Source organism: Agromyces cerinus (assembly GCF_016907835.1).
Classification (GTDB): Bacteria; Actinomycetota; Actinomycetes; order Actinomycetales; family Microbacteriaceae; genus Agromyces; species Agromyces nitratus.
In genome coordinates this window covers 3,112,255-3,135,218 of sequence record NZ_JAFBCT010000001.1, presented here as the reverse complement: position 1 = coordinate 3,135,218, position 22,964 = coordinate 3,112,255, and the positions used below count along the sequence as shown (strand labels likewise).

General features: G+C 70.4%; 20 protein-coding genes. 11 read left to right on the top strand and 9 right to left on the bottom strand.

Annotated elements, in window-relative coordinates:
- Window positions 1–135 precede the first annotated feature (135 nt).
- The 3 genes from JOE59_RS14590 (at window position 136) to JOE59_RS14580 (ending at window position 3,545) form a co-directional block, all read left to right on the top strand.
- The gene (locus JOE59_RS14590; RefSeq protein ID WP_179551825.1) at window positions 136–1,125 is read left to right on the top strand and encodes a helix-turn-helix domain-containing protein; all 990 of its coding nucleotides are present in this window, start codon (window positions 136–138) and stop codon (window positions 1,123–1,125) included.
- A gap of 48 nt (window positions 1,126–1,173) precedes the next feature.
- Complete coding sequence (locus JOE59_RS14585) at window positions 1,174–2,652, top strand: peptide MFS transporter (protein WP_204461570.1); 1,479 nt, start codon at window positions 1,174–1,176, stop codon at window positions 2,650–2,652.
- Window positions 2,653–2,714: 62 nt separating this feature from the next.
- Complete coding sequence (locus tag JOE59_RS14580) at window positions 2,715–3,545, top strand: glycosyltransferase (RefSeq protein WP_204461569.1); 831 nt, start codon at window positions 2,715–2,717, stop codon at window positions 3,543–3,545.
- Here JOE59_RS14580 and JOE59_RS14575 read toward each other — a convergent pair.
- From JOE59_RS14575 to JOE59_RS14555, 5 genes are all read right to left on the bottom strand, one after another.
- Complete coding sequence (locus JOE59_RS14575) at window positions 3,497–4,753, bottom strand: ROK family protein (protein ID WP_204461568.1); 1,257 nt, start codon at window positions 4,751–4,753, stop codon at window positions 3,497–3,499. The genes JOE59_RS14580 and JOE59_RS14575 overlap by 49 nt on opposite strands.
- A gap of 85 nt (window positions 4,754–4,838) precedes the next feature.
- Window positions 4,839–6,326: a carboxylesterase/lipase family protein gene (locus JOE59_RS14570; protein WP_204461567.1), complete on the bottom strand. Its 1,488-nt coding sequence runs from the start codon at window positions 6,324–6,326 to the stop codon at window positions 4,839–4,841.
- Between the two features lie 12 nt (window positions 6,327–6,338).
- A complete protein-coding gene (locus JOE59_RS14565) occupies window positions 6,339–7,655 on the bottom strand; it encodes an MFS transporter (RefSeq protein WP_204461566.1) in 1,317 nt (438 codons plus the stop codon).
- 159 nt (window positions 7,656–7,814) lie between these two features.
- Complete coding sequence (locus JOE59_RS14560; RefSeq protein ID WP_204461565.1) at window positions 7,815–9,026, bottom strand: ROK family transcriptional regulator; 1,212 nt, start codon at window positions 9,024–9,026, stop codon at window positions 7,815–7,817.
- Window positions 9,027–9,030: 4 nt separating this feature from the next.
- Window positions 9,031–9,609 carry a TetR/AcrR family transcriptional regulator gene (locus tag JOE59_RS14555; protein WP_204461556.1) on the bottom strand — a complete coding sequence of 193 codons (579 nt, stop codon included), beginning with the start codon at window positions 9,607–9,609 and terminating at the stop codon, window positions 9,031–9,033.
- Between the two features lie 98 nt (window positions 9,610–9,707).
- Between JOE59_RS14555 and JOE59_RS14550 the strand changes: the two genes are divergently transcribed.
- The 4 genes from JOE59_RS14550 (at window position 9,708) to JOE59_RS14535 (ending at window position 15,128) form a co-directional block, all read left to right on the top strand.
- Complete coding sequence (locus JOE59_RS14550; RefSeq protein ID WP_239560277.1) at window positions 9,708–10,982, top strand: MFS transporter; 1,275 nt, start codon at window positions 9,708–9,710, stop codon at window positions 10,980–10,982.
- Window positions 10,982–11,764: a phosphatase PAP2 family protein gene (locus tag JOE59_RS14545; protein ID WP_204461552.1), complete on the top strand. Its 783-nt coding sequence runs from the start codon at window positions 10,982–10,984 to the stop codon at window positions 11,762–11,764. The genes JOE59_RS14550 and JOE59_RS14545 overlap by 1 nt, the downstream gene beginning before the upstream one ends.
- Window positions 11,761–14,034, top strand: coding sequence for a glycoside hydrolase family 3 C-terminal domain-containing protein (locus JOE59_RS14540; protein ID WP_204461544.1), 2,274 nt, complete (start codon window positions 11,761–11,763; stop codon window positions 14,032–14,034). The genes JOE59_RS14545 and JOE59_RS14540 overlap by 4 nt, the downstream gene beginning before the upstream one ends.
- 110 nt (window positions 14,035–14,144) lie before the next feature.
- Window positions 14,145–15,128 carry an endonuclease/exonuclease/phosphatase family protein gene (locus tag JOE59_RS14535; RefSeq protein WP_204461542.1) on the top strand — a complete coding sequence of 328 codons (984 nt, stop codon included), beginning with the start codon at window positions 14,145–14,147 and terminating at the stop codon, window positions 15,126–15,128.
- Between the two features lie 57 nt (window positions 15,129–15,185).
- On the opposite strand, the gene JOE59_RS14530 is transcribed toward JOE59_RS14535, so the two are convergent.
- Window positions 15,186–15,758 (bottom strand): TetR/AcrR family transcriptional regulator, encoded by a 573-nt coding sequence (locus JOE59_RS14530; protein ID WP_204461540.1) that lies wholly within the window; start codon window positions 15,756–15,758, stop codon window positions 15,186–15,188.
- Window positions 15,759–15,831: 73 nt separating this feature from the next.
- Between JOE59_RS14530 and JOE59_RS14525 the strand changes: the two genes are divergently transcribed.
- The 4 genes from JOE59_RS14525 (at window position 15,832) to JOE59_RS14510 (ending at window position 19,369) form a co-directional block, all read left to right on the top strand.
- A complete protein-coding gene (locus JOE59_RS14525; protein WP_204463416.1) occupies window positions 15,832–16,422 on the top strand; it encodes a dihydrofolate reductase family protein in 591 nt (196 codons plus the stop codon).
- Between the two features lie 197 nt (window positions 16,423–16,619).
- The gene (locus JOE59_RS14520) at window positions 16,620–18,254 is read left to right on the top strand and encodes a response regulator transcription factor (protein ID WP_204461537.1); all 1,635 of its coding nucleotides are present in this window, start codon (window positions 16,620–16,622) and stop codon (window positions 18,252–18,254) included.
- A 130-nt stretch (window positions 18,255–18,384) separates the two neighbouring features.
- Window positions 18,385–18,765: a hypothetical protein gene (locus JOE59_RS14515; RefSeq protein WP_239560275.1), complete on the top strand. Its 381-nt coding sequence runs from the start codon at window positions 18,385–18,387 to the stop codon at window positions 18,763–18,765.
- Between the two features lie 88 nt (window positions 18,766–18,853).
- Window positions 18,854–19,369 (top strand): hypothetical protein, encoded by a 516-nt coding sequence (locus tag JOE59_RS14510; protein WP_204461535.1) that lies wholly within the window; start codon window positions 18,854–18,856, stop codon window positions 19,367–19,369.
- Here the strand turns inward: JOE59_RS14510 and JOE59_RS14505 are convergent.
- The 3 genes from JOE59_RS14505 to JOE59_RS14495 form a co-directional block, all read right to left on the bottom strand.
- A complete protein-coding gene (locus JOE59_RS14505) occupies window positions 19,359–20,741 on the bottom strand; it encodes an alpha-hydroxy acid oxidase (protein WP_204461533.1) in 1,383 nt (460 codons plus the stop codon). The two genes, JOE59_RS14510 and JOE59_RS14505, sit on opposite strands and share 11 nt — an antisense overlap.
- A 25-nt stretch (window positions 20,742–20,766) precedes the next feature.
- Window positions 20,767–21,519 (bottom strand): FadR/GntR family transcriptional regulator, encoded by a 753-nt coding sequence (locus JOE59_RS14500; protein ID WP_204461531.1) that lies wholly within the window; start codon window positions 21,517–21,519, stop codon window positions 20,767–20,769.
- 88 nt (window positions 21,520–21,607) lie between these two features.
- Entirely contained in the window at window positions 21,608–22,750 is a 1,143-nt protein-coding gene (locus tag JOE59_RS14495; protein WP_204461528.1) for an NYN domain-containing protein, read from the bottom strand.
- Window positions 22,751–22,964 lie beyond the last annotated feature (214 nt).

Sequence of the window (22,964 nt, the reverse complement as noted above, 5' to 3'; positions counted from 1 at the left end):
GATCGGTCTGCGTCTGCCGGGCTTGGCCGTCAGGCTCGCAGTACCGGCGACCGGAACGGAAGAATGGGGGCGGGCGGGACTACGCCGTGGCCGCTTCCCGCCACCCTGAGACATCCGCGACCGAGGAGTGTTCGCATGCTGTCAGCCATCGGGCTCGACGAGGGGGAGGAGTCCGTCTACCGGCTCCTCCTTGCGCTCGGCGCCGCCGATCTCGGTCACCTGAACCGGCGGCTCGGAATGGGCGAAGACGAGACGGGGCGGCGGCTCCGTGCACTCGAGCTGCGCGGGCTGGCCACGCAGTCCTCGGTCGAGTCCGGGGGGCGATGGGTCGCAGCGCCCCCAGGCGTGGCACTGCGTCCGCTCCTGATCCAGCAGCGGCTCGAGCTCGAGGAGGCCGAGCTCACGGCGGTCGCGCTCGCCGAGGAGTACCTCGCCGAAGCGTCCGAGTCGGACGCCCGTGATCTCGTCGAGGTGGTCGTGGGCGCTGCCGCGGTGTCGCAACGCTTCCTGCAGTTGCATCTGGGTGCGACGCAGGAGGTCATGTCGTTCGTGACCGAACACTCGGTGGCCGTGTCCGGGCCCGACAATCAGGCCGAAGGAGTGGCGGTCGCCCGCGGCGTCTCCTACCGGATCGTGGTCGAACGCGCCGTGCTCACCTCCCCGGCGGAGTTCGCCGAGGTGTCGGCTGCGCTCGGCTCCGACGTCAACGTCCGGGTGGTCGATCGGGTGCCGACCAAGCTGATGATCGCCGACCGGTCGCTCGCGATGGTGCCGCTCAACGGCAATCACTCGGAGCCGGCAGCCCTCGTGATCCACGCCAGCGGTCTGGTCGATTCCCTGGCCGGCCTCTTCGAATCGGTGTGGCGCGACGCCACGCCGCTCGTGCTGGGCGGTCCGGGCTCCGACGAGGCGGTCGAGGGCGAGAGCGGTCTCGACGTGCTCGACCTCCAGGTGCTGTCGCTGCTCCTCGGCGGGTTCACCGATGCGAGCATCGCCAAGCATCTCGACATGGGGCAGCGCACCGTGCAGCGGCGCGTTCGGGGGCTCATGCAGCTCGCCGGCGTCTCGAGTCGGCTGCAGCTCGGCTGGCACGCCTCCGAACGAGGCTGGATCGTTCGCGGCTGACGATCGACGACGGAGGCGCTGCAAGCGATTCCGCTAGGGTTAACCTCCATGGGCAGTGTCACCGAGCCGGTCTCGGAGCCGAGCGATATCAAGCGCGACCACGGGTTCTTCGGCCAGCCGCGGTCGCTCGCCAACATCTTCGGCGTCGAGATGTGGGAGCGGTTCAGCTTCTACGGCATGCAGGGGATCCTGCTGATCTACCTGTACTACTCCGTGGCCGAGGGCGGCCTCGGCATGGAGGAGACGGCAGCTGCCGGCATCGTCGGCGCCTACGGCGGCGGCGTCTACCTCTCGACGATCCTCGGCGCGTGGCTCGCCGACCGCGTGCTCGGCAGCGAGAGGGTGCTCTTCTACAGCGCCATCGTCATCATGGCCGGTCACATCGCGCTCGCGCTCCTTCCCGGGTTCTTCGGCGTCGGGGTCGGCCTGGTCCTCGTGGCGTTCGGTTCCGGCGGGCTCAAGGCCAACGCGACAAGCGTCGTCGGTACGCTCTACTCCGAGCACGACCCGCGCCGCGACGCCGGGTTCTCGATCTTCTACCTCGGCATCAACCTCGGCGCCTTCTTCGGTCCGATCCTCACGGGCCTGCTCGCATCGACGCTCGGCTTCCACTGGGGCTTCGCGCTCGCCGCGGTGGGCATGGCGATCGGCCTCACCCAGTACTCGTTCGGGCGCAAGCGCCTGCCGGCCGAGGCATCCGTCGTTCCGAACCCGCTGCCCCGCGACCGCCTCGGCCTCGTGATCGGCGTCGCGGTTGCGGCGGTCGTCGCCGTCGTGGTGCTCGTCGTCACGGGCCTCATCACCGCGACGAACCTCGTCACCTGGGTGATCGCCTCGGTCATCGTGGCCGCCGTGTCGTACTTCGCGGTGATCCTCTCGAGCAAGCGCATCACGACCGTCGAGCGCAGCCGGGTGTTCGGCTTCATCCCGCTGTTCGTCGCGAGCGTCGCGTTCTGGTCGCTGTACCAGCAGCAGTTCACGGTGCTCACGATCTACTCCGACAAGCAGCTGAACCGCGACCTGTTCGGCTGGGAGATGCCGGTGTCGTGGGTGCAGTCGATCAACCCGATCTTCATCATCATCCTGTCGGGCGTCTTCGCCGCGATCTGGACCAAGCTCGGCGACCGCCAGCCTTCGACGCCGATCAAGTTCGCGCTCGGCACGGCGATCATGGGTGTCGCGTTCCTGCTGTTCATCCCGTTCGCCGGCGGTGCGCCGAATTCGACGCCGCTGCTCGCGATCATCGGCATCCTCTTCATCTTCACCGTGGCCGAACTGCTGCTCTCGCCGGTCGGGCTCTCGGTGACGACGAAGCTCGCGCCGAAGGTGTTCCACACGCAGATGGTGGCGCTGTTCTTCCTTTCGGTCTCGCTCGGCACGGCGATCTCGGGCCAGCTCGCGACGTTCTACTCGGCCGACACCGAGGTGGTCTACTTCGGCGTGCTCGGCGCCATCGCGATCGTGCTCGGCATCGCGCTCGCGGTGGGCAGCCGCGGCGTGCTGAAGCTCATGGCCGGCGTGCGCTGAGCACCGGCGCCGCCGTCGGCCCCTGACACGTGCAGGGGCCGCGGGCGACTACGATTCGAGTGATGACCCGAGCCCTGGTGGTGATTCCCACCTACAACGAGCGCGAGAACATCGCCGCGATCGTGGCACGCGTGCGCGCGGCCGTGCCGGCGGTGTCCGTGCTCGTCGTCGACGATTCCTCGCCCGACGGCACCGGCGTCATCGCCGATGAGATGGCGGCGGCGGATGCCTCGGTGCAGGTGCTGCACCGAACCGAGAAGAACGGCCTCGGGGCCGCCTACCTCGACGCGTTCGCCTGGGCGCTCGCCGAGGGGTTCGACCCGATCGTGCAGATGGACGCCGACGGCTCGCACCAGCCGGAGCAGCTCGGGCGGTTGCTCGACGCGCTCGCGGCCGGCGTGGACGCCGGTGCAGGTGCCGGTGCCGGTGCCGGGGCGGGAGCCGACGCCGGCCGGCCGGTCGACCTCGTCATCGGCTCGCGCTGGATCGACGGCGGCTCGATCGAGAACTGGCCGCGGCGTCGCCAGTGGCTCTCCCGCGGCGGCAGCGCCTACGCGCGCTGGGTGCTGCGCCTGCCTACGAGGGACGCGACCGCGGGCTACCGCGCGTTCCGGGCCGACGCCCTGCGACGCATCCGGCTCGACGACGTGCACACCCGCGGCTACGGGTTCCAGGTCGACATGCTCTGGCATGCGCGGGAGGCCGGTCTCGTCGTGGTGGAGGTGCCCGTCACCTTCGTCGAGCGCGAGCGCGGGCGCTCGAAGATGAGTGCGGGCATCGTGATCGAGGCGATGATGCGGGTGACCGGGTGGGGCCTCCGCAGCAGGTTCGGCCGAGGGCTGCCTCAGCCGGCGAGCAGCAACGGCTCGGAGACCAGGCGCTCGCGCGCCTGACGGCGGGCGCCCGCGACGGCCGCTTCACCGCCGTGCTGCGACGCCACGATCGTCGGGATCGACTCGAGGGCTCCGCCGCCGATGGTCGGCCGGTTGTCGCGGAACGACGTCTCGATGTCGCCGACGAGTGCCGCCCAGTAGCCGCCGACGACGATGGTCGCCGGGTCGAGGGTGGGCGCCACCACCTGCAGTGAGCGCCCGATCCACAGTGCCGCGTCGAGCCACGACCAACGGGCGCGATCGTCGGCCGCGTCGACCCGCACGACGAGTTCGTCGAGGGCGGCGAGACGGCCGTTCGCGGCCGCGAACTCGGCGAGGCCGGCCCGCTCGAGCACGATCTCGGGGGAGGCGACCGTGGTGAGGCACCCGCGCTGCCCGCAGCTGCAGCGCACGCCGCCGGGCACGATCGGCAGGTGCGCGAAGGTCGCGCCGAGGCCGTGGGCGCCGCGCAGAGGCCGGCCGTCGACGACCGCCGCGGCGACGATTCCGGTGTCACCGGCGAGGTAGAGCAGGTCGCGTGCGGCGGTGCCGCTCAGTTCGACGGATGCCGCGGCCACCGCAGTGGGCACGAGCGCGATCGGCACGGGGAGCTCGGCTTCGACATCGGGGAGCCCCGGCGTGCGCGCACGGAGCTCGCCGAGCACGTCGACCGGCTCGACGCCGATCCGATCGTCGGTGAGCACGACCGAGGGCGTTCCGGCGACGGCGCCGTCGACGAGCACGGTGACGTCGGCGATCGGCCGCTCGGCCCGCTCGGCCCGGGCGATCGCCCGGCCCAGCACGATCGCGAGGAGTTCGAGCGGAGTCGGCGCGGGGGCAGCCTCGCCGGTGGGGGAGTCTTCGGGGCGGAGTGGCACCGTGAACCGGGCCAGCTCCTCGCCGCCGAGCGCGGCGATGGTCGCGACCGCGTCGTCGGGGCCGAGATGGGCGGTGACGAGCACATGGTCGGCCGCGGCGAGCGTCAACGGTGCGGTGCGGTGGTCGCCCGAAGCATCCGCAGCCTCGGGTCGCAGCACGCCGGCGTCGAGCAGTCTGGCGGTGAGTCCGGCGATCGCACCTCGGCCGAGGCCGGTCGCGGCGGCGAGCTCGCTCCGGGTCGCCGGCCCGTGGTCGACCAGGTGGTCGACGAGACGCGCGGACTGCTCGCGATGCACCTCGTCGAGCGGGCCGGTGGTGGTGGGAACTGAGGTCTCGCCGGCCGTAGTCATGTGAGAAGCATGCGTGCAACGGGGCCTCCGGGTCACGTACCCCAATCGGGGGACACGACCCGAAGGCCCCGGGGTCGTGCCGGAATCAGCCCGCGAGCAACGGGCGCACGCTCGCGTAGCCGTCGGACACCACGGTCGACGGGGTGTCGAAGACACGGGTCTCGCGCCCGGGCTCGGTGTAGCGCGGCCAGCCCGGGTCGCCCGTCGAGACGAATGCCACGGCGCCGCCGTGCACCTGGTCGGCGAGCTGCTGCGGCGGGTTCGGCCCGGCGAGCGGCTCCATCGCGATCGAGTCGAGGCAGTCGAAGAAGAACGGCACGTCGAGGCAGTGCTCGGCGAAGCCGAACGTGCCCGACGGCCACGAGAACCGATACACCCAGGTGGGGGCGTCGCCGCGCAGGGCGACGATCTTGAGCAGGGCGGTGCGGAACATCTGGTCGGTCAGGAAGCGGCCGGCGATGCGCGCCGTGCCTGTGCGGGCGACCTCGGCGTTCGCCGCGAGGTAGGGCTTCAGCTTCGGCTTCGGCATGCCGAGCTTCTTCAGCATCAGCGACTTCGGGATCCAGCGGAGCTTCTTCTCGGCCTCGGCGAAGGCCATCGTGAACTCGTCGTCGGTGGCGCCGATGACGAGCGGCTTGTCGGTGCCGACGCCCGCCGCGAGGGATTCCTTCGTCGAGCGGGTGAGCAGCTCGCCGTCGATCGCCGGGCCGAGGCCCAGCCCATCGTCGATCATGCTCTGGAGGGAGTCGGGGCCGAGTTCGGTCGCCTTCTTCTGCAGTTCGAGGATGCGCTCCTCACTCAGGCTCGAGAACCCGGCGACCGTCGGCTCGACGCCGCCGGCGGCCGCGAGTTCACGGCCGAACTTCTCGCCCCGCTCGGGCGTGACGTCGGCGAGTGCACCGGAGATCGCGTAGACCCCGTGGAAGAGGTGCTGCGCCGACTCCATGCCGAGCAGCGTGAGCACGGCGCCGCCGCCGGCCGACTGGCCGGCGATGGTCACGCGCGACGGGTCGCCGCCGAACGACGCGATGTTCTCCTGCACCCACTCGAGGGCGAGGAGCCAGTCGCGCACGCCGCGGTTCGACGGGGCGTCGGAGATCCATCCGAAGCCGTCGAAGCCGAGGCGGTACGAGATCGTCACGGTCACGACGCCGTCGCGGTTGAAGCGCCCGCCGTCGTACCAGAGGCTCGCGGGCGAGCCGGCGAAGAAGCCTCCGCCGTGGATCCAGACCAGCACCGGCAGCGCCGAGTCGGTCGCGGGCGCCGGGGTGAAGACGTTGACGTTCAGCGTCGACTCGCCGGGCACGCTCGGCTCGGGGATGAGCGTCACGCCGGGGTCGCCGCGCTGCGCGGTCGCGCCGAATTCGAGCGCGTCGCGCACACCCTCCCACGGCGCCTTCGGCACCGGCGCGGCGAAGCGCAGCTCGCCGACGGGAGCCTCGGCGAAAGGAATGCCGAGGAAGGCGGCCGAAGCGGATGCCTCGCCGGGTTCGCCGCGCCAGGCGCCGCGAACGCGGCCCGCGGTGGTGTCGACCTCGACGTGGGTGCTGGTGCCGGTGCTGGTCTGGGTCATGGGGTGGTGCTCCTAACGAACGCTCTTGATGGGGATGACGGCCAGGGCCGCGATGACGACGAAGACGCCGCCGAAGACGAACAGCATCGGGTACCCGCCGAGCGTACCGATGATGATGCCGGCGATCGCGGCGCTCATGGCCTGGGGGATGTTGGTGGCGATGTTCAGGATGCCGAGGTCCTTGGCGGCCGCCGAGCCTCCGCCGGGCAGCACCTCGGTCATGAGCGCGGTGTCGACGGACATGTAGAGACCGAAGCCGATGCCGTTGATGATGCTCATGAGGATCATGCCGGTCATGTTCGGCATGAGGAGCGGCATGATGAAGCCCACGACCATGATGGCCGACGCCACGTAGATGAAGACCTTGCGCCGACCGGCCTTGTCGCTCCACCAACCCGAGACGGCGATGGCGACGAGCGTCGGCACGAGCGCGACGAGCGTCAGGGTGACGACCGCTCCGGTCGCCTCCACGAGCTTCATGCCGATGTAGTCGGTGAGGATGTAGAACTGGAATGCCGCGACCACGAAGTAGCCGAGCATGAGCAGGAAGCGCGCCGTGAAGGCCCAGAAGAAGTCGGGGTTCGTGCGCGGGTTGATCCAGAAGCCGCCGAAGAACATCTTCCAGCTCCACGGTTCGACCGCGGCCTGCTTCGACGACCAATCGCGGTCGATGACCACGTACGCCACGGTGACGACGATGATGGCGATGCCGAAGACGGCGTAGCCCAAGCCGAAGTTCGCGGCGAACTGCCCGGCGACCATGATTCCGAGCGTCATGCCGACCTGCATGCCGATGCCGAACATGGCGCTCGCGGCACCGCGCTTGTCGCGCGGGAAGCGGTCGGGGGTGATCGCCGAGAGCGGACCCTGGATCGCGTTGAGCGAGACCTGGATGAGCACCCAGAAGATCGCGATCCAGACGATCGAGTCGAGGAAGCCCATGCCGAGCAGGAGCACGCCGCCGATGAGCGCGCCGCCGACCATCCACGGTGCACGGCGCCCGAAGCGCGAGCGTGTGCGGTCGCTGATCGCGCCGACGATCGGCTGGGCGAAGAGCGTGAACACGAACGAGATCGTCGAGACGAACGCGAGGTTCGCGACCTTGTTCTCCTCGTCGATGATCGCGACCTGGAGCGGCAGCAGGATGGCGATCAGGCCGCCGTACGTGCCGAACAGGGTGAGCGCGACGAGCAGGATGCCGGGGAGCGTTCGCTTCGTAGGAGGCGGGCTCGCGGGGGCTTCACCGGGGAGCGGCTCGGTCGACGAGATGGCGCCGGTGGGGGCGATGAGGGCGGTGGGGTCGCCTGGCGCTGCGGGCTGAATGGACAATTGGGGGCTCCTCTTCGTTGAGAACTGCCGGGTGGGGGCGCGCTCATTCGCGCGAAAACCGAATGGCGCTCGGCAATGAGTATGCGCCGATTCCCCTCAAAATTCAACCGTTGAACTAAAAGGTCGGATGAACGTCGAGGAGGCGGGCCGTGCGCGGGGTCAGACGCCGAGACGGCCGGGGTCGGCGAGGAGCCGGTCTCGAGCCGCCCACGTCGCCCCGAGCAGGGCGGCATCCGCGCCGAGCCGTCCGGCCACCACGGCGGGGATCGCAGGAGCGCCCTCACGTGGTCCGGCGAGCGTCGGACGATTCGCTCGGAACGCCTGCTCGATCGATGCGGTGTGCGCTGCCCAGAACCCGCCGATGACGATGGCTTCGGGGTCGGTCGCCATCGAGAGCACCTGGAGTGAACGCGCGATCCACGGCAGGGCGTCGTCCCACGCGGCGGCGGCGGGTGTCGCTCCGGCAGCGATCTGCGACGAGAGCTCGTCGATCGCCGCGGCGAGGCCGCGCTCGGCCACGAGATCGGCGAGGCCGGCCCGTTCGAGCAGCACGTCGGGGCCGGCGACGGTCACGAGGCATCCGTGCTGGCCGCAGTCGCAGAGCTCGCCGTCGGGCACGATGACGATGTGGCCGAGCGCCCCGCCCACTCCGTGCGCACCCTCGACGGGTCGCCCCTCCAGAAGGATGGCGCCGCCGATACCCGAGTTGCTCTTGATGTAGAGCATGCTCTCGGTGCTCGAGAGCACCGCGCGTTCCGCGAGTGCGGCGAGCCAGGCGTCGGACTCGAGGCTCACCGGCCCGGGAAGCGACGCAAGGCGCGAACGCAATCCGCCGATGACATCGACTTCGCCCCACCCGAGATCGGTGTCGGTGAGCACGACGGGCGGTTCGCCGCCGACCGGCGCGAAGACGACGATCGGCAGCTCGACCACTCGGCGACGGAGCTCGATGGCGGCGGCCAGTGCATTGGCGACCACAATTGCGAGCACGTCGAGCACCGCGTCTGGGTTGCCCATCGGGCGGCCGTGCCGTTCGGAGGCCCGGTAGAGCTCATCGCCGGCGATGGTCGCGAGCAACGCCGTCGCGCTGTCGGCGTCGACCTGGGCGACGAGGATGGCGAGATCGGATGCCGCGAGCTCGAGTCTGGTGATCGGTCGGCCGTTGCCGCTCGCGACCGGGTCCGTCTCGCGCAGCACGCCGGCCTTGGTCAGCGCAGTCGCGAGCGCGGTGATGGAACCCCGGGTGAGCCCGGTCGCCTCGGCGATCTCGCTGCGCGCGCTCGGGCCGGAGCGCACGAGGTGCTCGAGCACCAACGAGAGGTTGTGCCGGCGCACATCGCCGGAGACGAGTGAGCGCGGGAGGCGAGGCATCCGCTCAGGCCTTGCGGGTGATCAGGTGCCAGAGGTAGGCGACGTGGTCGGCCATGTCGATGGACGGGTCGAGCATCCACTGGGTCTGCAGGCCGTCGGCGGCCGCGAGGAAGAGGTTGCCGATGCGCTCGATGTCGAGATCTGGATCGAGGCGGCCGGCGGCCTGTTCGTCGCGGAGCATGCCGTTGAACATGGAGCGGAAGGCTTCGTAGCGCTCGACGAAGAACTCGTGGGCCGGGTGGTCGGCGTCGCCGGCCTCGGTCGACAGCTGGGCGTAGAGCTGCACGAGGCCTGGAACCTCGCTGTTGTGTCGGATCACGCCGAAGAACGCCTCGATCGGCTGCGCGGTGTCGATGTCGAACGCGGCGGCGTCGACCTGGTCGCGCTTGCGGAGGATCTCCTGGAAGAGCTCCTCCTTCGACGAGAAGTAGTGGAGCAGGCCGGCCTGGCTGAGACCCACGGCGTCGGCCAGCTCGCGCACGCTCGTGCGCCGGTAGCCGTTGCGTGCGATGACGTCGAGCGCCGTGGTGAGGATCTCCTCGCGCTTCGCAACGCCCTTCGCGTATGAACCTCTGCGTGCCATACGTGAATGGTAGTCGCTTGCAGTTGAAAACCGAGCGATGTATGGTTTTGCCACCCGCCTCGGTGCCGAGGCACTGAAAGGACCACGAAGACATGACAATGGCGTCTGCCCCCGCGCCCACCGTCGAACCCGACGGCGCGGAAGAACCCCAACCCCTCGTCAAGGGCACGGTCAAGCGACTGCTCGGCTGGATCATTCCGGCGAACTTCTCGATCTTCGTCATCTGGGGTGCGGTGCCCGCCGTGCTGCTCCAGTTGCAGATCACCGGCATCGACCCGGCGAACAAGGTCGCGAACATCACCATCGTGGCCACGATCGGGGCGTTCGCGTCCATGATCGCGCAGCCACTCGCCGGCATGCTCTCCGACCGCACGCGCAGCCGATTCGGCCGCCGAGCGGGCTGGATGGTCGGCGGCGTGCTGATCGGCGGGCTCGCGCTCGTCGGCATGGCGTTGGCGAACACCATCGTGCAGATCGCGATCGCCTGGACCATCGTGCAGATCGCCTACAACTTCGCGCAGGGACCGCTCAGCGCCATCCTGCCCGACCGCGTGCCGCGAGCCGCCCGTGGCACGTTCGCCGCACTCGCGGGCATGGGCGCCATGCTCGGTGCACTCGGCGGCCAGGTCATCGGCTCTGCGCTCAGCAGCACCATCCCGGCGGCGTACATGCTGCTCGCCGGACTCGCACTCGTGGTCACCGTGCTCTTCGTCGTCTTCAACCCCGACCACTCGAGCAAGGAGCAGGTCAACCCGCCGTTCTCGCTCGGGGCGTTCCTGCGCACGTTCTGGGTGAACCCCGTCGCGAACCCCGACTTCTTCTGGGCGTTCACCGGGCGGCTCCTGCTCTACACGGGCTACTTCGCCGTCGCGGGATTCCAGCTGCTCATCCTCGCCGACTACATCGGCCTGGGCGAGAAGGGCGCCACCAGCGCCATTCCCGTGTTCGGGCTGCTCAGCCTGGTCGGAATGATCGGAGCGATGGTCATCTCGGGCCCGCTCTCCGACAAGGTCGGTCGTCGCAAGATCTTCGTCTTCGGCTCCTCGGTCCTCGTCGGCATCGGCCTCATCGTGCCGCTCGTGATGCCGACCTACGAAGGCTGGATGATCTTCACGCTCGTCTCGGGCATCGGATTCGGAATGTTCCAGTCGGTCGACCAGGCGCTCATGAGCGAGGTGCTGCCGTCGAAGGACTCCTTCGCGAAGGACCTCGGCGTCATCAACATCGCCGCGACCCTGCCGCAGACCCTCGCGCCCGCCGTCGGCGGTGCGATCGTGCTCGCGTTCGGCGGCTACGCGGCCCTGTTCCCCGTCGCCATCGTGCTCTCGATCCTCGGCGCGTTCGCCGTCTGGCCGATCAAGGCGGTGAAGTGATGTCGGATGCCGCTTCCGCTTCGACCTCGACCGACGTGACCGCTCCCGCGGCGGGCGTGCCGGCGGCATCCGCTGCCCGTCGCCCCCGCTGGCTGCTCGTCACCGGCCTCATCGGCCTGGCACTGTTCGTGATCTTCGGCCTTGCCGTGGCCGCGAACCCGGCGAGCCCGTTCACCCAGGCCATCGACGACGCCTGGCGCGCCCTCGTCGGTCTCGAGCCCGGCACCGGCGGCGAGGCCTGGGCGCTGCCGATGATGTTCCAGCACCTCGGCCAGATCCCCGGCGCGGTGCTCACGCTCCTGCTCATCCCGATCTGGTTGTTCGTGATCCGCCGCTGGCGTTCGGCGCTGTTCTTCCTCACGGCAGAGCTCGTCGGCAACTTCGGCGTCTCGCAGCTCACGAAGAACCTCGTCGACCGGCCTCGCCCGGCCGATGACCTCGCGAACGGCCTCTTCGGCCCGTTGTTCGAGGTCGACCACGGCTCGTTCCCCTCGGGGCACGCCGTGAGCGCGGGCATCCTGCTCGTCGCGGTCGCCGCGCTGTTCCCGCCCGCGAAGCGCCTCGTGTGGTGGATCATCGGCGCACTGCTCGTGATCGGCATGATCTGGCAGCGCACCCTCATCAACGCGCACTGGCTCTCGGACGCGCTGTTCGGCATCATCGGCGGGGCATCCGCGACCCTCATCCTCTGGTGGGCGTTCGCGACCCTGCTGCAGAAGGACTACGGAAAACCACTCTTCCGGCGGAGTATCGAAGCACCGGCAATCGAAGGAGCATCATGACGGACACCCTGAACACCACCGGCCTCGAAGCGCCCGCCGCCGACATCGTGGCAGGCCTCACCGTCGAGGAGAAGGCGTCGCTCACGAGCGGCGCGAGCTTCTGGACGACGCAGGGCATCGAGCGCGCCGGCATCCCCGCGATCGTGCTCACCGACGGCCCGCACGGCGTGCGCCTGCAGAAGGGCAGCGCCGACCACCTCGGCATCGGCGACAGCGTGCCGGCCACGTGCTTCCCGCCCGCCGTGGCGCTCGGCTCGACCTTCGACCCCGAGCTGCTCGAGCGCGTCGGAACGGCCCTCGGTGAAGAGGCCCGCGCCGAAGGCGTCGGCGTGCTGCTCGGCCCGGGCGTCAACATCAAGCGCTCGCCGCTCTGCGGCCGCAACTTCGAGTACCTCTCCGAGGACCCGATCATCTCGGGCGTGCTCGGCGCGGCCCTCGTGAACGGCCTGCAGTCGCAGGGCGTCGGCGGTTCGCTGAAGCACTTCGCGGCGAACAACCAGGAGCACGACCGCATGGCGTCGTCGAGCGATGTCGACCCGCGGCCGCTGCGCGAGATCTACCTGCGCGGCTTCCAGCGCGTGGTCGAGGACGCGCAGCCGTGGACCGTCATGTGCTCGTACAACCGCCTGAACGGCGTCTACACGAGCGAAGACCCGTGGCTGCTGAACACGGTGCTCCGCGACGACTGGGGCTTCGAGGGCCTCGTCGTCAGCGACTGGGGAGCCGTCAACGACCGCGTCGTCGGTCTCCCTGCCGGTCTCGACCTCGAGATGCCGTCGTCCGACGGTCGCTCGGCCGCGGCGCTCCTCGCCGCGGTCGCCGACGGCTCGCTCGACGAGTCGGCACTCGACGTCGGCGCGCGCCGTGTCGTCGAGCTCGTGCAGAAGGCCGTCGCCGGGGCATCCGACGCCGCCTACGACGTCGACGCGCACCACGCCCTCGCCCGCGAGGCCGCAGGCCGCGGCGCCGTGCTGCTGAAGAACGACGACGCCATCCTGCCGCTCGACGCGTCGACCTCGGTCGCCGTCATCGGTGCGTTCGCCGAGAAGCCGCGCTACCAGGGCGCCGGCTCGTCGCTCATCAACCCGACGAAGCTCGACAACGCGCTCGACGCGATCACCGAGTACGCCGGTGCCGATCGCGTCTCGTACGCGGCCGGCTTCACGACCGACGGTTCCGACGGTGCCGCCCTCGTCGCCCCCGCCGTCGAGCTCGCGGCGTCGAAGGACATCGTCGTGCTCTTCCTCGGCCTGCCGGGTTCGTACGAGTCCGAGGGCTTCGACCGCGAAGACCTGCACCTGCCGGCCGAGCAGCTCGCGCTGCTCGAATCGGTCGTCGCGGCGAACCCGCGCACCGTCGTCGTGCTCGCCAACGGCGGCGTCGTCGAACTGCCGTTCGCCGATGACGTGCCCGCGATCCTCGAGGGCTGGCTCGGCGGCCAGGCCGGCGGATCGGCCATCGCGGACGTGCTCTACGGCGCGGTCAACCCGTCGGGTCGTCTCGCGGAGACCATCCCCGTGAAGCTCTCGGACACCCCCGCGTTCCTGAACTTCCCGGGTGACTTCGGTCACGTGCGTTACGGCGAGGGCCTCTTCGTGGGCTACCGCTGGTACGACGCGCGCGACGCCGAGGTGCGCTACCCGTTCGGCCACGGCCTGTCGTACACGACGTTCGGCTACTCCGACCTGTCGGTGGCAGCGGATGCCGCGGGCCTCACGGTGCGCGTCACCGTGACGAACACCGGCGACCGTGCCGGCCGCGAGGTCGTGCAGGTCTACACGGGCCTCGCCGCCTCCGGCGTGCAGCGTGCGGTGCGCGAGATCAAGGCCTTCGCGAACGTCGCCCTCGAGGCCGGCGAGTCGCGTCAGGTCGAGATCGCCGTCCGCAACGAGGACCTCGCCTACTGGGACATCCGCGTCGACCGCTGGGTCGTCGAGCCCGGCGCCTACAGCGTCGAGGTGGGTGCGTCGAGCCGCGACATCCGTCTCAGCGCCGTCGTCGAGGTCGAGGGCGAGCGAGTGCGCATCCCGCTCTCGCTCGAGTCGTCGATCGCCGAGCTCGCCGCCGACCCGATCGCCGGACCGATCGTCATGCAGGCGATGGGGTCGTTCGCCGCGGGCATGGCCGACACCGACATCTTCGACGAGGGCGGCCTCGACAAGATGATGGCGTCGTTCCCGATCGGCAAGCTCGCCGGCTTCCCGGGCGTGCCCGTGACTCCCGAGCAGATCCAGCAGCTGATCGACCTGTCGAACTCGCAGCAGGCGTAGCCGACCGCAGTCTCACGACGAACGGCCGTCCCTCTCGAGGGGCGGCCGTTCGTCGTCTCGGCGGCCGGCATGATCGGCGATCGCACAGGCACGGCGGCGAGGATGGGGCGATGACCGTGATCGCGCCGCCGGAACCCGCTGCCGGCGGTGCCTCGAGGCCTCGCTCTGTGCGACGCACACGGCTCGGCCTCGCCCGGTTCACGGCGGTGCTCGGTGCCGCACTCGCGCTCGTGCTGGTGTTCCACGCACTGGTGCCGGATGTCGCGGGCCTCGGCCTCATCGTCGACACGGCGCTCCCGTGGTTCGGGCTCGCGGTGCCGCTGCTCCTCGTCGGCGCGATCGCCGCGCGGAGCCGAGGCGCGCTCGCATCCGCGCTGCTGGCGACGATCGTCTGGTGCGTGGCGTTCGTGCCGTCGATCGTTCCGTTGTCGTGGACGGCGGCGCAGGCATCGGACTCGCAGATCACGGTCGCGAGCCAGAACGTCGAGGCCGGTTCGGGCACGGCCGCCGAGTCCGCGGCGGCGCTGGCGGCCACCGGGGCCGAGGTGGTCGCGCTGCAGGAGATGGACGCCGAATCCCGTGAGGCGGCCGGTGCGGTACTCGACGATGTCTACCCCCACCGCTACGGCGCCGGCACGGTCGGCGTCTGGAGCGTGTTCCCGATCGAGAACGCCCAGATGCTCGACCTCGGGCTCGGCTGGAATCGCGGGCTCGCCGCCGACCTCGAGACGCCCACCGGGCCGGTGAGCGTCTACGTGGTGCACGCGGCATCCGCTCGACCGGCTGCGAGCAGCGAACGCGACGTCATGCTCGCGAACCTCGCCGATCATCTCGCGCGAGATGAGAATGCCCGGGTGATCGCGATCGGCGACTTCAACGCCGGTTCGTCGGATCGGGCGCTCGGCGGCGTCACCGCGCAGGTGTCGGAGGCGAACCAGGACGATGGCGGGTTCGGGTTCACCTGGCCCGCAGCTGCACCGGTGGTGCGCCTCGATCACGTGTTCCAGCGCGGCATGGCGGTCGTGTCGAACACGACCGTGCCGATGGGCGGCAGCGACCATCTCGCAGTGGTCGCGACGCTGAACCTCGAGTAGTCGGGGGCAGTCGCCGCCAGCGGCTCGCGGCGGCCCACGTGACGTGTCCGCGGGGGCTCACTCGGCCGGCAGCAGCCCGGCGACGAGCATTTCGACGATCTCGTCGGTGGCGGTCTCCGGATCGATCGGACCGGTGAGTCGATCGAACAGCAGGCCGTCGATCGCATAGTGGAACAGGGCGATCTCGCGGCGGTCGCCCGGCAGTCCGGCAGCGCGATTGAAGGCGACATCCGCATCGAATGCGGCGTGCTGCCATGCGGAGAGCAGCTCGGCGATCTCGGGCCGGCGCACCCCCTCGAGTCGGAGCTCGAAGAGGGCGAGCGTCACCTCGCGTTGTTCGGTGAGGCGTCGCACGATGTCGTGGAGGTATTCGGCGAAGAGCTCCCGGCTCGGTGGTCTGCCGGCGCGTAGCTCGAGGTCGGCCTGGGTCGGTGCGAGGCGCTCGCCGATGCGGGTGACGAGACCCGAGACGAGTGCGTCGCGGCTGCGGAAGTAGTTGGAGGTCGTGCCCGCCGGCACCCCGGCTGCGGCGTCGACGGCCCGGTGCGTGAGCCCCCTGGCGCCGTCGCGTGCGAGCACGCTCAGTCCGGCATCGGCGATCGCCGCTCGTCGTTCCGTGTTCCGTGCCATGGATCGACCGTAGCGCAAACCACTACTGATGTTGTAGTCTCGCAACCACTACAAACATCGTGGATAGGAAATGATGCGAGAACTCGTCTACTACGCCGCCGTCAGCATCGACGGCTACATCGCCGGCCCCGCCGGCGAGTTCGACGCCTTCCCCGTGGAGGGCGATCACATGCAGCACCTCAACGCGCGGTTCGCCGACGCCGTGCCGACGCACATCGCGGATGCACTCGGCATCGAACGTGACGGCGCGACCTTCGACACCGTCCTCATGGGTTGGAACACCTATGCGGTGGGCCTTCCCGTCGCGCCGAGCCCGTACCGGCACCTCCGACAGTTCGTTTTCTCGCGAACCCGCAGTGAGGCCGACATTCCGGGCGAGCACCCGAGCCTCACGCTCACGGGTGAGGATCCCGTCGAGGTGGTGCGCCGGCTGAAGGCCGAGCCGGGCGCGTCGATCTGGCTCTGCGGCGGGGGATCCCTCGCCACGGTGCTCGCCGACGAGATCGACCGCCTCGTGCTGAAGCGCAATCCGCTGCTCTTCGGCGACGGCATCCCGCTGTTCGCGCCGGGCTCGTATCGACCGCAGGCGTTCGAGGAGGTGGCCACGACGGCGTACGAGTCGGGTGTCGTCGTCTCGGAGTACGTGCGTCGTCCGCTGAGCTGACGATGCATCGAGACGACGCGTGTCGTCGGAATACACCTGGCCGTTCCGACGACACGCGTCATCTCGGCACGGAGCGCACCGCGTTGCGCGCCGCGCAGCGCCCTTGCGGGGGCGGTGACGCGGGGTTACCGTGACACCAACGACGGGTGCCGGCGCGCCGTCGGGCGCGAGCCGCGCAACCCCGGGCTGGACGGGCCATGACGATCTCCGCTTCGCTCGATCAGGGTCGAGCAGCATTCGCCGAACACCGCTGGGGTGCGGCGTTCGAGGAGCTCTCCCGTGCCGACCACGAGCGGGGACTCGACCCGGTCGACCTCGAACGGCTGTCCACGACGACCCTGCTCCTGGGGCGCGATGCCGAGGGCATCGACCTCGCGACGCGCGCGCACGAGGCCTACCTCGAGGCCGAGGACGCCGCGGGCGCGGCCCGCATCGCGACCTGGATCGGCATCTACCTCATGGGCAAGGGCGACGATGCCCGGGGCAACGGCTGGCTCGCTCGCGCTCGACGGATCGCCGACTCGACGGGCACGGCTGCCGAATCCTCGGCGGCGTTGCTCCTCGTCGCAGCCGCGCTCGACGACCTCTACGCCGGGGAGCCCGGCCGCGCAGCGCGCACCTTCGCCGAGGCGTTCGGGATCGCCGAACGCGTGCACGACCGGGATGCGACCGCGCTGGCGCAACTCGGGCAGGGACAGGCGAGGCTGATGCTCGGTGACGCGGTCGCCGGGCTCGCGCTGCTCGACGAGGCGATGGTCGCCGTCACTGCGGGTGAGATCTCGCCCGTGGCATCCGGAGTCGTGTACTGCTCGGTCATCAACACCTGTCACCTGGCCTTCGACGTGCGCCGAGCCCAGCAGTGGACGATCGCGCTCGATCGATGGTGCGGCGACCGGCCCGAGATGGTGATGTTCAGCGGACAGTGCCAGGTGCACCGGGCGGAGCTCTACCGACTGCACGGGGCTTGGGCTGACGCGGTCACGGCGGCACGGGTCGCCCAGGACCGGGCGCGGCTCGGCGATTGGACCGGGTCGTTCGGAGCCTGGTATCAGGAGGGCGAGGTACAACGCCTCCGCGGCGACTTCGACGCGGCCGAGCTGGCGTTCCACCGCGCGGCCGAGAGCGGATACCCGGCGCAACCTGGACTCGCGCTGCTGCGTCTCGCGCAAGGCCGATCACGCCTCGCGTCCTCGAGCATCGACGAGGCGGCGGCCGAGGCCGACCCCTCCACCCGGCGCGCGCTCCTCGCCGCCGTCGTCGAGATCGACCTCGCCGTGAGGGATCTCGCGGCCGCCCGACGGGCCGCCGATGAGCTGACCGCTGCGGCCGCCGTCACGGAGATCCCCATGCTGCGGGCGGTCGCCGCGGGCTGCGAGGCGGCCGTGCGCCTCGAGGAGGGCGACGCCCGCGGTGCGCTGCCGGCGCTGCGCGCCGCGTGGGCGCTGTGGCAGGAGCTGGACGCGCCATACGAGGCCGCCCGGTGCCGTGTGCTCGCCGCGCAGGCGGCGCGTGCGCTCGGCGACGACGCCTCGGCCGTGATGGACCTCGAGGCGGCACGCGAGGTGTTCGACGCGCTCGGCGCGGTTCCCGACGTGCTGCGCGTGGACGAGTTGGCGCGCCGATCGCCCGGGAGCAGGTCGACGCCGTTGACCGCGCGCGAGGTCGAGGTCGTTCGCCTCGTCGCCGAGGGCAAGACGAACCGCGCCATCGCGGGCCAGCTCTATCTCAGCGAGAAGACGGTCGACCGGCACCTCAGCAACGTGTTCGCGAAGCTCGGCATCTCGTCGCGCGCGGCGGCCACGGCCTACGCCTACGAGCACGCCCTGATGTGAGGGCGAACGACGGATGTCCGAGATCATGCGGCAACGCTCCATCCGGACATCCCGGACGACTCCGAACCGACCTGCCGAATGGGTGTTTCTCCCGATGCCGCGGGAGGGCGGCATCCGTAGCGTCGGTGCCATGGAACTCGCCGTGCTCGCCGGCGTCGTCTCGACCGGCCTCTTCGCCATGAGCTATCTGCCCATGCTGGTGAAGGCGGCGCGCACGAAGGACCTCACCTCGTACAGTCTCGGCAACCTCGCGACCACGAACGCGGGCAACGCGGTGTACTCCGTCTACGTGTTCAGCCTGCCGTTCGGGCCGATCTGGTTCCTGCACTCGTTCTATCTGGTGGCGTCGGCGCTCATGCTGGTCTGGTTCCTGCGCTTCCGCGCGGCCCTCGATCGACCGCGATCCGCAACCCCTTGTGGCAGCGTGCGAAGTTCGCGTAGACCGGAACGTGTCCGTGTCGGTATCGCGGGCGGGGAGGAACGACTCGACGATGGCGATCCGACTGTATGAGACGGCGCTGCGTCACGCGCGTGACGATCACGACGGGTTCTGCGACGCCGCGAAGCGGCTCCTGAGCCTGATCGACGAGGACTGATCGATGTCTGGGGCGACGCGAACCGAGCGCGCGACGGCGAAGCGGGCGATCGCGCAGGCGAAGCGGGCCGAGTCCGAGGTACGACGCCTCGCGAAGGAGCTGCCCAGGGGAACCTCTCGGGCATGGCTCGAGCGGTCCGTCGCCGATGCGAGGGGCGACCGCAGAGCCGCTGAGGCCGAACGCCGGGTCGCCCCGCGTCGCGCAGCGCGTCGTGCGGACGGTGCCGTTGCCCGGCTCGAGCGGGCCGCCCGCATCAGCGGTCTTCGCCGTGGGAACGAACGGCCGCCGTTGGCGGGGCTGTTGGACGCCGACGACCGGGCGAAGGCCAGGGCGAAGCTGATCAAACGGCATCGTGCACAGGCGAAACAGGCGCAGAAGATGGCCAAGGCCATCGCGCGCGGAACGATCGTCGCCGCGGTGACGACGCCGAGCGACGCCGAACGACGGAACGAACGGCGAGGGAAGGTGAACCGTCGACGAGCGCGCGGCTCGTCGGCGGACGCCGACCCTACTTCTTGACGGTCGCGGGCTTCGCGGCAGCTGCCGACTTGGTGGTGGCGGACCTCGTGGTCGACTTCGCGGCCGACCCGGCCGCCCGCGGTGCGCGCACGGTCTTGGGCTTGGCCTCGACGGCCTGCTCCGCGGCATCCGTCATCGGCTTCGGCAGCGCCGTGAAGCGCGAGAGCTGCGTGACGTGCTGCGGGCCGAGCTCGTCGAGCGTCGACACCTCGAGCAGCTTCATCGTGCGGGCGATCTGCGTCGAGAGGATCGAGATCGTCTTGTCGACGCCCTCGCGGCCGCCGGCCATGAGGCCGTAGAGGTAGGCGCGGCCGATGAGGGTGAAGCGAGCGCCGAGGGCGACGGATGCCACGATGTCGGCGCCGGACATGATGCCGGTGTCGAGGTGCACCTCCATCTCGGAGCCGACCTCGCGCACGACGTGCGGCAGCAGGTGGAAGGGGATCGGCGCGCGGTCGAGCTGGCGCCCGCCGTGGTTGGAGAGCACGATGCCGTCGACGCCCTTGCCGGCGAGGATCTGCGCGTCCTGCACGGTCTGCACGCCCTTGACGACGATCTTGCCCGGCCACATGGCGCGGATCGTCTCGAGGTCGTCGAAGGAGATGGTGGGGTCGAACATGCCGTCGATGAGCTCGCCGACGGTGCCGCCGGTCGACGAGAGCGAGGCGAACTCGAGCTTCGGGGTCGTGAGGAAGTTGATCCACCACTCGGGGCGGGGGATCGCGTTGACGACGGTCGCGGGGGTGAGCTGCGGCGGGATCGAGAAGCCGTTGCGGGTGTCGCGGAGGCGAGCGCCGGCGACGGGGGTGTCGACCGTGAAGAAGAGGGTGTCGAAGCCGGCCGCGGCGGCGCGGCGCACGAGCTCGTACGACTTCTCGCGGTCGCGCATCACGTAGAGCTGGAACCAGTTGCGGCCGGTGGGGTTCGCGGCCTTCACGTCTTCGATCGAGGTCGTGCCCATGGTCGACAGGGTGAACGGGATGCCCGCGGCGCCCGCGGCGCCGGCGCCGGCGGTCTCGCCCTCGGTCTGCATCATGCGCGTGAAGCCCGTCGGTGCGATGCCGAACGGCATGGCGGTCGGGCCGCCGAGCACCTCGCGGCTCATGTCGACCTCGGGGACGTTCCGCAGGATCGCCGGGTGGAACTCGATGTCCTCGAACGCCTGGCGGGCGCGCTTCAGCGAGATCTCGCCCTCGGCGGCGCCCTCGGTGTAGTCGAACGGCGCCTTCGGCGTGCGGCGCTTCGCGATGTCGCGGAGGTCGGCGATCGTGAGCGCCTTGTCGAGGCGACGCTGCTTCGCGTTCAGCGTCGGCGCCTTGAAGCGCATGAGCTCGGCGAGCTCCTTGGGGTTCGGGAACTGGCGCTGGACCATGGGCGTGCTGCTCTCTCTCGTTGCTTCAGGGGACGTCGACGAACGTCTCGGCGTAGTAGCCCGAGATGTGGTCGTGGGTTCGGGTGCGGGCGGATGCGGCATCCGCTCGCCTGATGGCCTCGACGATGCCGCGGTGCTCGCTGCGCAGGCGAGCGGATGTCGCGTGCCAGTCGGTGATCGCGGCGACGCCCTCGAGGGCGTACCCCTCGATGCCGCTGCGGAGGCCGGCCATCGTCGCGGTGATCACCTGGTTGCCGGAGGCCTCGGCGAGGGCGAGGTGGAAGGCGGCGTCGAGCGCGAGGAACTCGGTCGGTGCGAGATCGGGGGAGTCCATGGCGTCGAGCAGGAGTTCGGCCGGGGCGAGGTCGGGCGCGGACGCGTTCGCCTCGGTGCTCGCGGCCGCCGCCGCTTCGGCCTCGGCGAGGTCGCCCGCGACCGAGGTCTCGAGGATGAGGCGCGTGCGCACGATGTCGGCGACGGGGAACCCGCTCGCCGCGACCTGCAGGCGCATGAGCGCGGACATGCCGCCGCCGGGCGTCGCGATGATGATCGCGCCCGAGTTCGGGCCCGAGCCCGCGGCGGTGCGGATGAGCCCCAGCACCTCGAGCACGCGCAGCGCCTCGCGAACGCTCGAGCGGCCGACGCCGAGTTCGGTCGAGAGGGCGCGCTCGCCGGGCAGGCGATCGCCGGGGCGAAGGGCGCCCTCGAGCAGCTGCGTCTCGATGTGCTCGAGCACGGTGCGCCAGGCGCGCGGGGTGTCGGATGTCTCAGCGCCCATGCCGATCGTCCTCTCCGCGCGTGTGTGGTCTGACCACACTAGCAGGTGTGGTCAGACCACACATCGGAGAGCTCGGATGCCGCGGCGACTAGTCCTTCGTCGGGCGGATGCGCACGCGGCCCCGGCCGGTCTCGTCGAGCTCGACCACGCCGCCGCGGGACTTCAGGAAGTCGGTGAACGAGGCGAAGCCGAGGCGGCGCTCCTGGAAGCTCGGGTCCATGCGCATCATCTGGTTCTTCACCGTGCTCGACGACTGCCACTCCTCGTCGTTCTTCGCGTGGAGGAGCTCCAGCGCCTTGAGCAGCAGCCGGCTGGGGTTGCGGGGGCTGCCGCCGGCGGTGTCGTCGGCCGGCGCGTGGTCGGTCGGCGCGACGAACTGCAGCGCCCGGGCGGAGGCCCGCTTCGCCGGCGCTTCGGGCGCCTCTGCCGACTCGGGCTTCTCGGGCGCCGTCTTGCCAGACGCCTCCGCGACGGACTTCGACGTCGCGCGACGACGCCGGGCCGGCGCGGGCGCCGACTCTGCGACCGGCTCCGTCGCCGCGTCGGTCGCGGCTGCGTCGGTCGCCTCAGGTGCGGCGGACTTCGCCCGCGACCTGCGGCCGGTCGCCGGTGGGGCCGCAGGTGCTTCGGGCGCCGCGGCATCCGCTGCCTCGTCGTCGGCGACCGCGGCATCCGTCGCGAGCAGGGTGTCGTAGTCGGCGTACTCATCGCACGCCGCCGTGAGGGCCCGGCTCGTGCCGCCCGCGACGCCGATGCCGACGACGTAGCGGCCGAGGCGCTTGGCCTTCTGCGCGAGGGCGACGTAGTCGGAGTCGCCGGCGACGATCACGATGTGCGTGAGATCGTCGATGCGGAACATGTCCTCGACGGCGTCGACCGCCAGGCGGATGTCGGCGCCGTTCTTCGTCGCCGAGAGCGGGAACAGCTGCACGAGGTCGACGGCCCGGTCGATGAGCTGGCCGCGGTAGCTCGCGTTGACGGGCGTCGACCAGTCGGCGTAGGCGCGTGCGATCGCGATCGTGCCGAAGGTCGCCGCGAAGTCGAGCACGGCGTCGACGTCGACCGTCGCCTGCGTGAGACGCTCGGCGGTGTCGGATCCGGCCGTGACCGTCTTGCGGCGCGAGGTGTCGCGTCGGTACTGCATGTCGCCGTGCAGCTGGTCGTACCGCGAGATGACGATGTTGTCGAAGTCGAAGTACAGGGCCACGCGGGGTTCTGCCGAGACGGGCATGAAGACCTTCCATCGGGGGTGTGCCTCCGATGCTACGCCCGTGGGCTGTGCGCGAACCGGAGGCACTCCCCGCGACGGCGCGTCAGGTGGATGCCGCGGCGCGTGGCAGGTCTCGGCGCGGCTCGCACGTTGAACCTCGCGTCACACTCGGTGATCTCGCGTCACCCGGGAACACCCGCTGGGCCCGCGCGGTTGGCTTGGGATGTCGGTTGCA

Excerpts from the sequence above, each read along its gene's own strand:
- JOE59_RS14535 (WP_204461542.1), top strand. The coding sequence starts at position 14,145 with ATGACCGTGATCGCGCCGCCGGAACCCGCTGCCGGCGGTGCCTCGAGG.
- JOE59_RS14580 (WP_204461569.1), top strand. The coding sequence starts at position 2,715 with ATGACCCGAGCCCTGGTGGTGATTCCCACCTACAACGAGCGCGAGAAC.
- JOE59_RS14555 (WP_204461556.1), bottom strand. The coding sequence starts at position 9,609 with ATGGCACGCAGAGGTTCATACGCGAAGGGCGTTGCGAAGCGCGAGGAG.
- JOE59_RS14585 (WP_204461570.1), top strand. The coding sequence starts at position 1,174 with ATGGGCAGTGTCACCGAGCCGGTCTCGGAGCCGAGCGATATCAAGCGC.
- JOE59_RS14505 (WP_204461533.1), bottom strand. The coding sequence starts at position 20,741 with ATGGTCCAGCGCCAGTTCCCGAACCCCAAGGAGCTCGCCGAGCTCATG.
- JOE59_RS14540 (WP_204461544.1), top strand. The coding sequence starts at position 11,761 with ATGACGGACACCCTGAACACCACCGGCCTCGAAGCGCCCGCCGCCGAC.
- JOE59_RS14570 (WP_204461567.1), bottom strand. The coding sequence starts at position 6,326 with ATGACCCAGACCAGCACCGGCACCAGCACCCACGTCGAGGTCGACACC.
- JOE59_RS14550 (WP_239560277.1), top strand. The coding sequence starts at position 9,708 with ATGGCGTCTGCCCCCGCGCCCACCGTCGAACCCGACGGCGCGGAAGAA.
- JOE59_RS14530 (WP_204461540.1), bottom strand. The coding sequence starts at position 15,758 with ATGGCACGGAACACGGAACGACGAGCGGCGATCGCCGATGCCGGACTG.
- JOE59_RS14525 (WP_204463416.1), top strand. The coding sequence starts at position 15,832 with ATGCGAGAACTCGTCTACTACGCCGCCGTCAGCATCGACGGCTACATC.
- JOE59_RS14515 (WP_239560275.1), top strand. The coding sequence starts at position 18,385 with ATGGAACTCGCCGTGCTCGCCGGCGTCGTCTCGACCGGCCTCTTCGCC.
- JOE59_RS14510 (WP_204461535.1), top strand. The coding sequence starts at position 18,854 with ATGTCTGGGGCGACGCGAACCGAGCGCGCGACGGCGAAGCGGGCGATC.
- JOE59_RS14500 (WP_204461531.1), bottom strand. The coding sequence starts at position 21,519 with ATGGGCGCTGAGACATCCGACACCCCGCGCGCCTGGCGCACCGTGCTC.
- JOE59_RS14520 (WP_204461537.1), top strand. The coding sequence starts at position 16,620 with ATGACGATCTCCGCTTCGCTCGATCAGGGTCGAGCAGCATTCGCCGAA.
- JOE59_RS14545 (WP_204461552.1), top strand. The coding sequence starts at position 10,982 with ATGTCGGATGCCGCTTCCGCTTCGACCTCGACCGACGTGACCGCTCCC.
- JOE59_RS14560 (WP_204461565.1), bottom strand. The coding sequence starts at position 9,026 with ATGCCTCGCCTCCCGCGCTCACTCGTCTCCGGCGATGTGCGCCGGCAC.
- JOE59_RS14590 (WP_179551825.1), top strand. The coding sequence starts at position 136 with ATGCTGTCAGCCATCGGGCTCGACGAGGGGGAGGAGTCCGTCTACCGG.
- JOE59_RS14495 (WP_204461528.1), bottom strand. The coding sequence starts at position 22,750 with ATGCCCGTCTCGGCAGAACCCCGCGTGGCCCTGTACTTCGACTTCGAC.
- JOE59_RS14575 (WP_204461568.1), bottom strand. The coding sequence starts at position 4,753 with ATGACTACGGCCGGCGAGACCTCAGTTCCCACCACCACCGGCCCGCTC.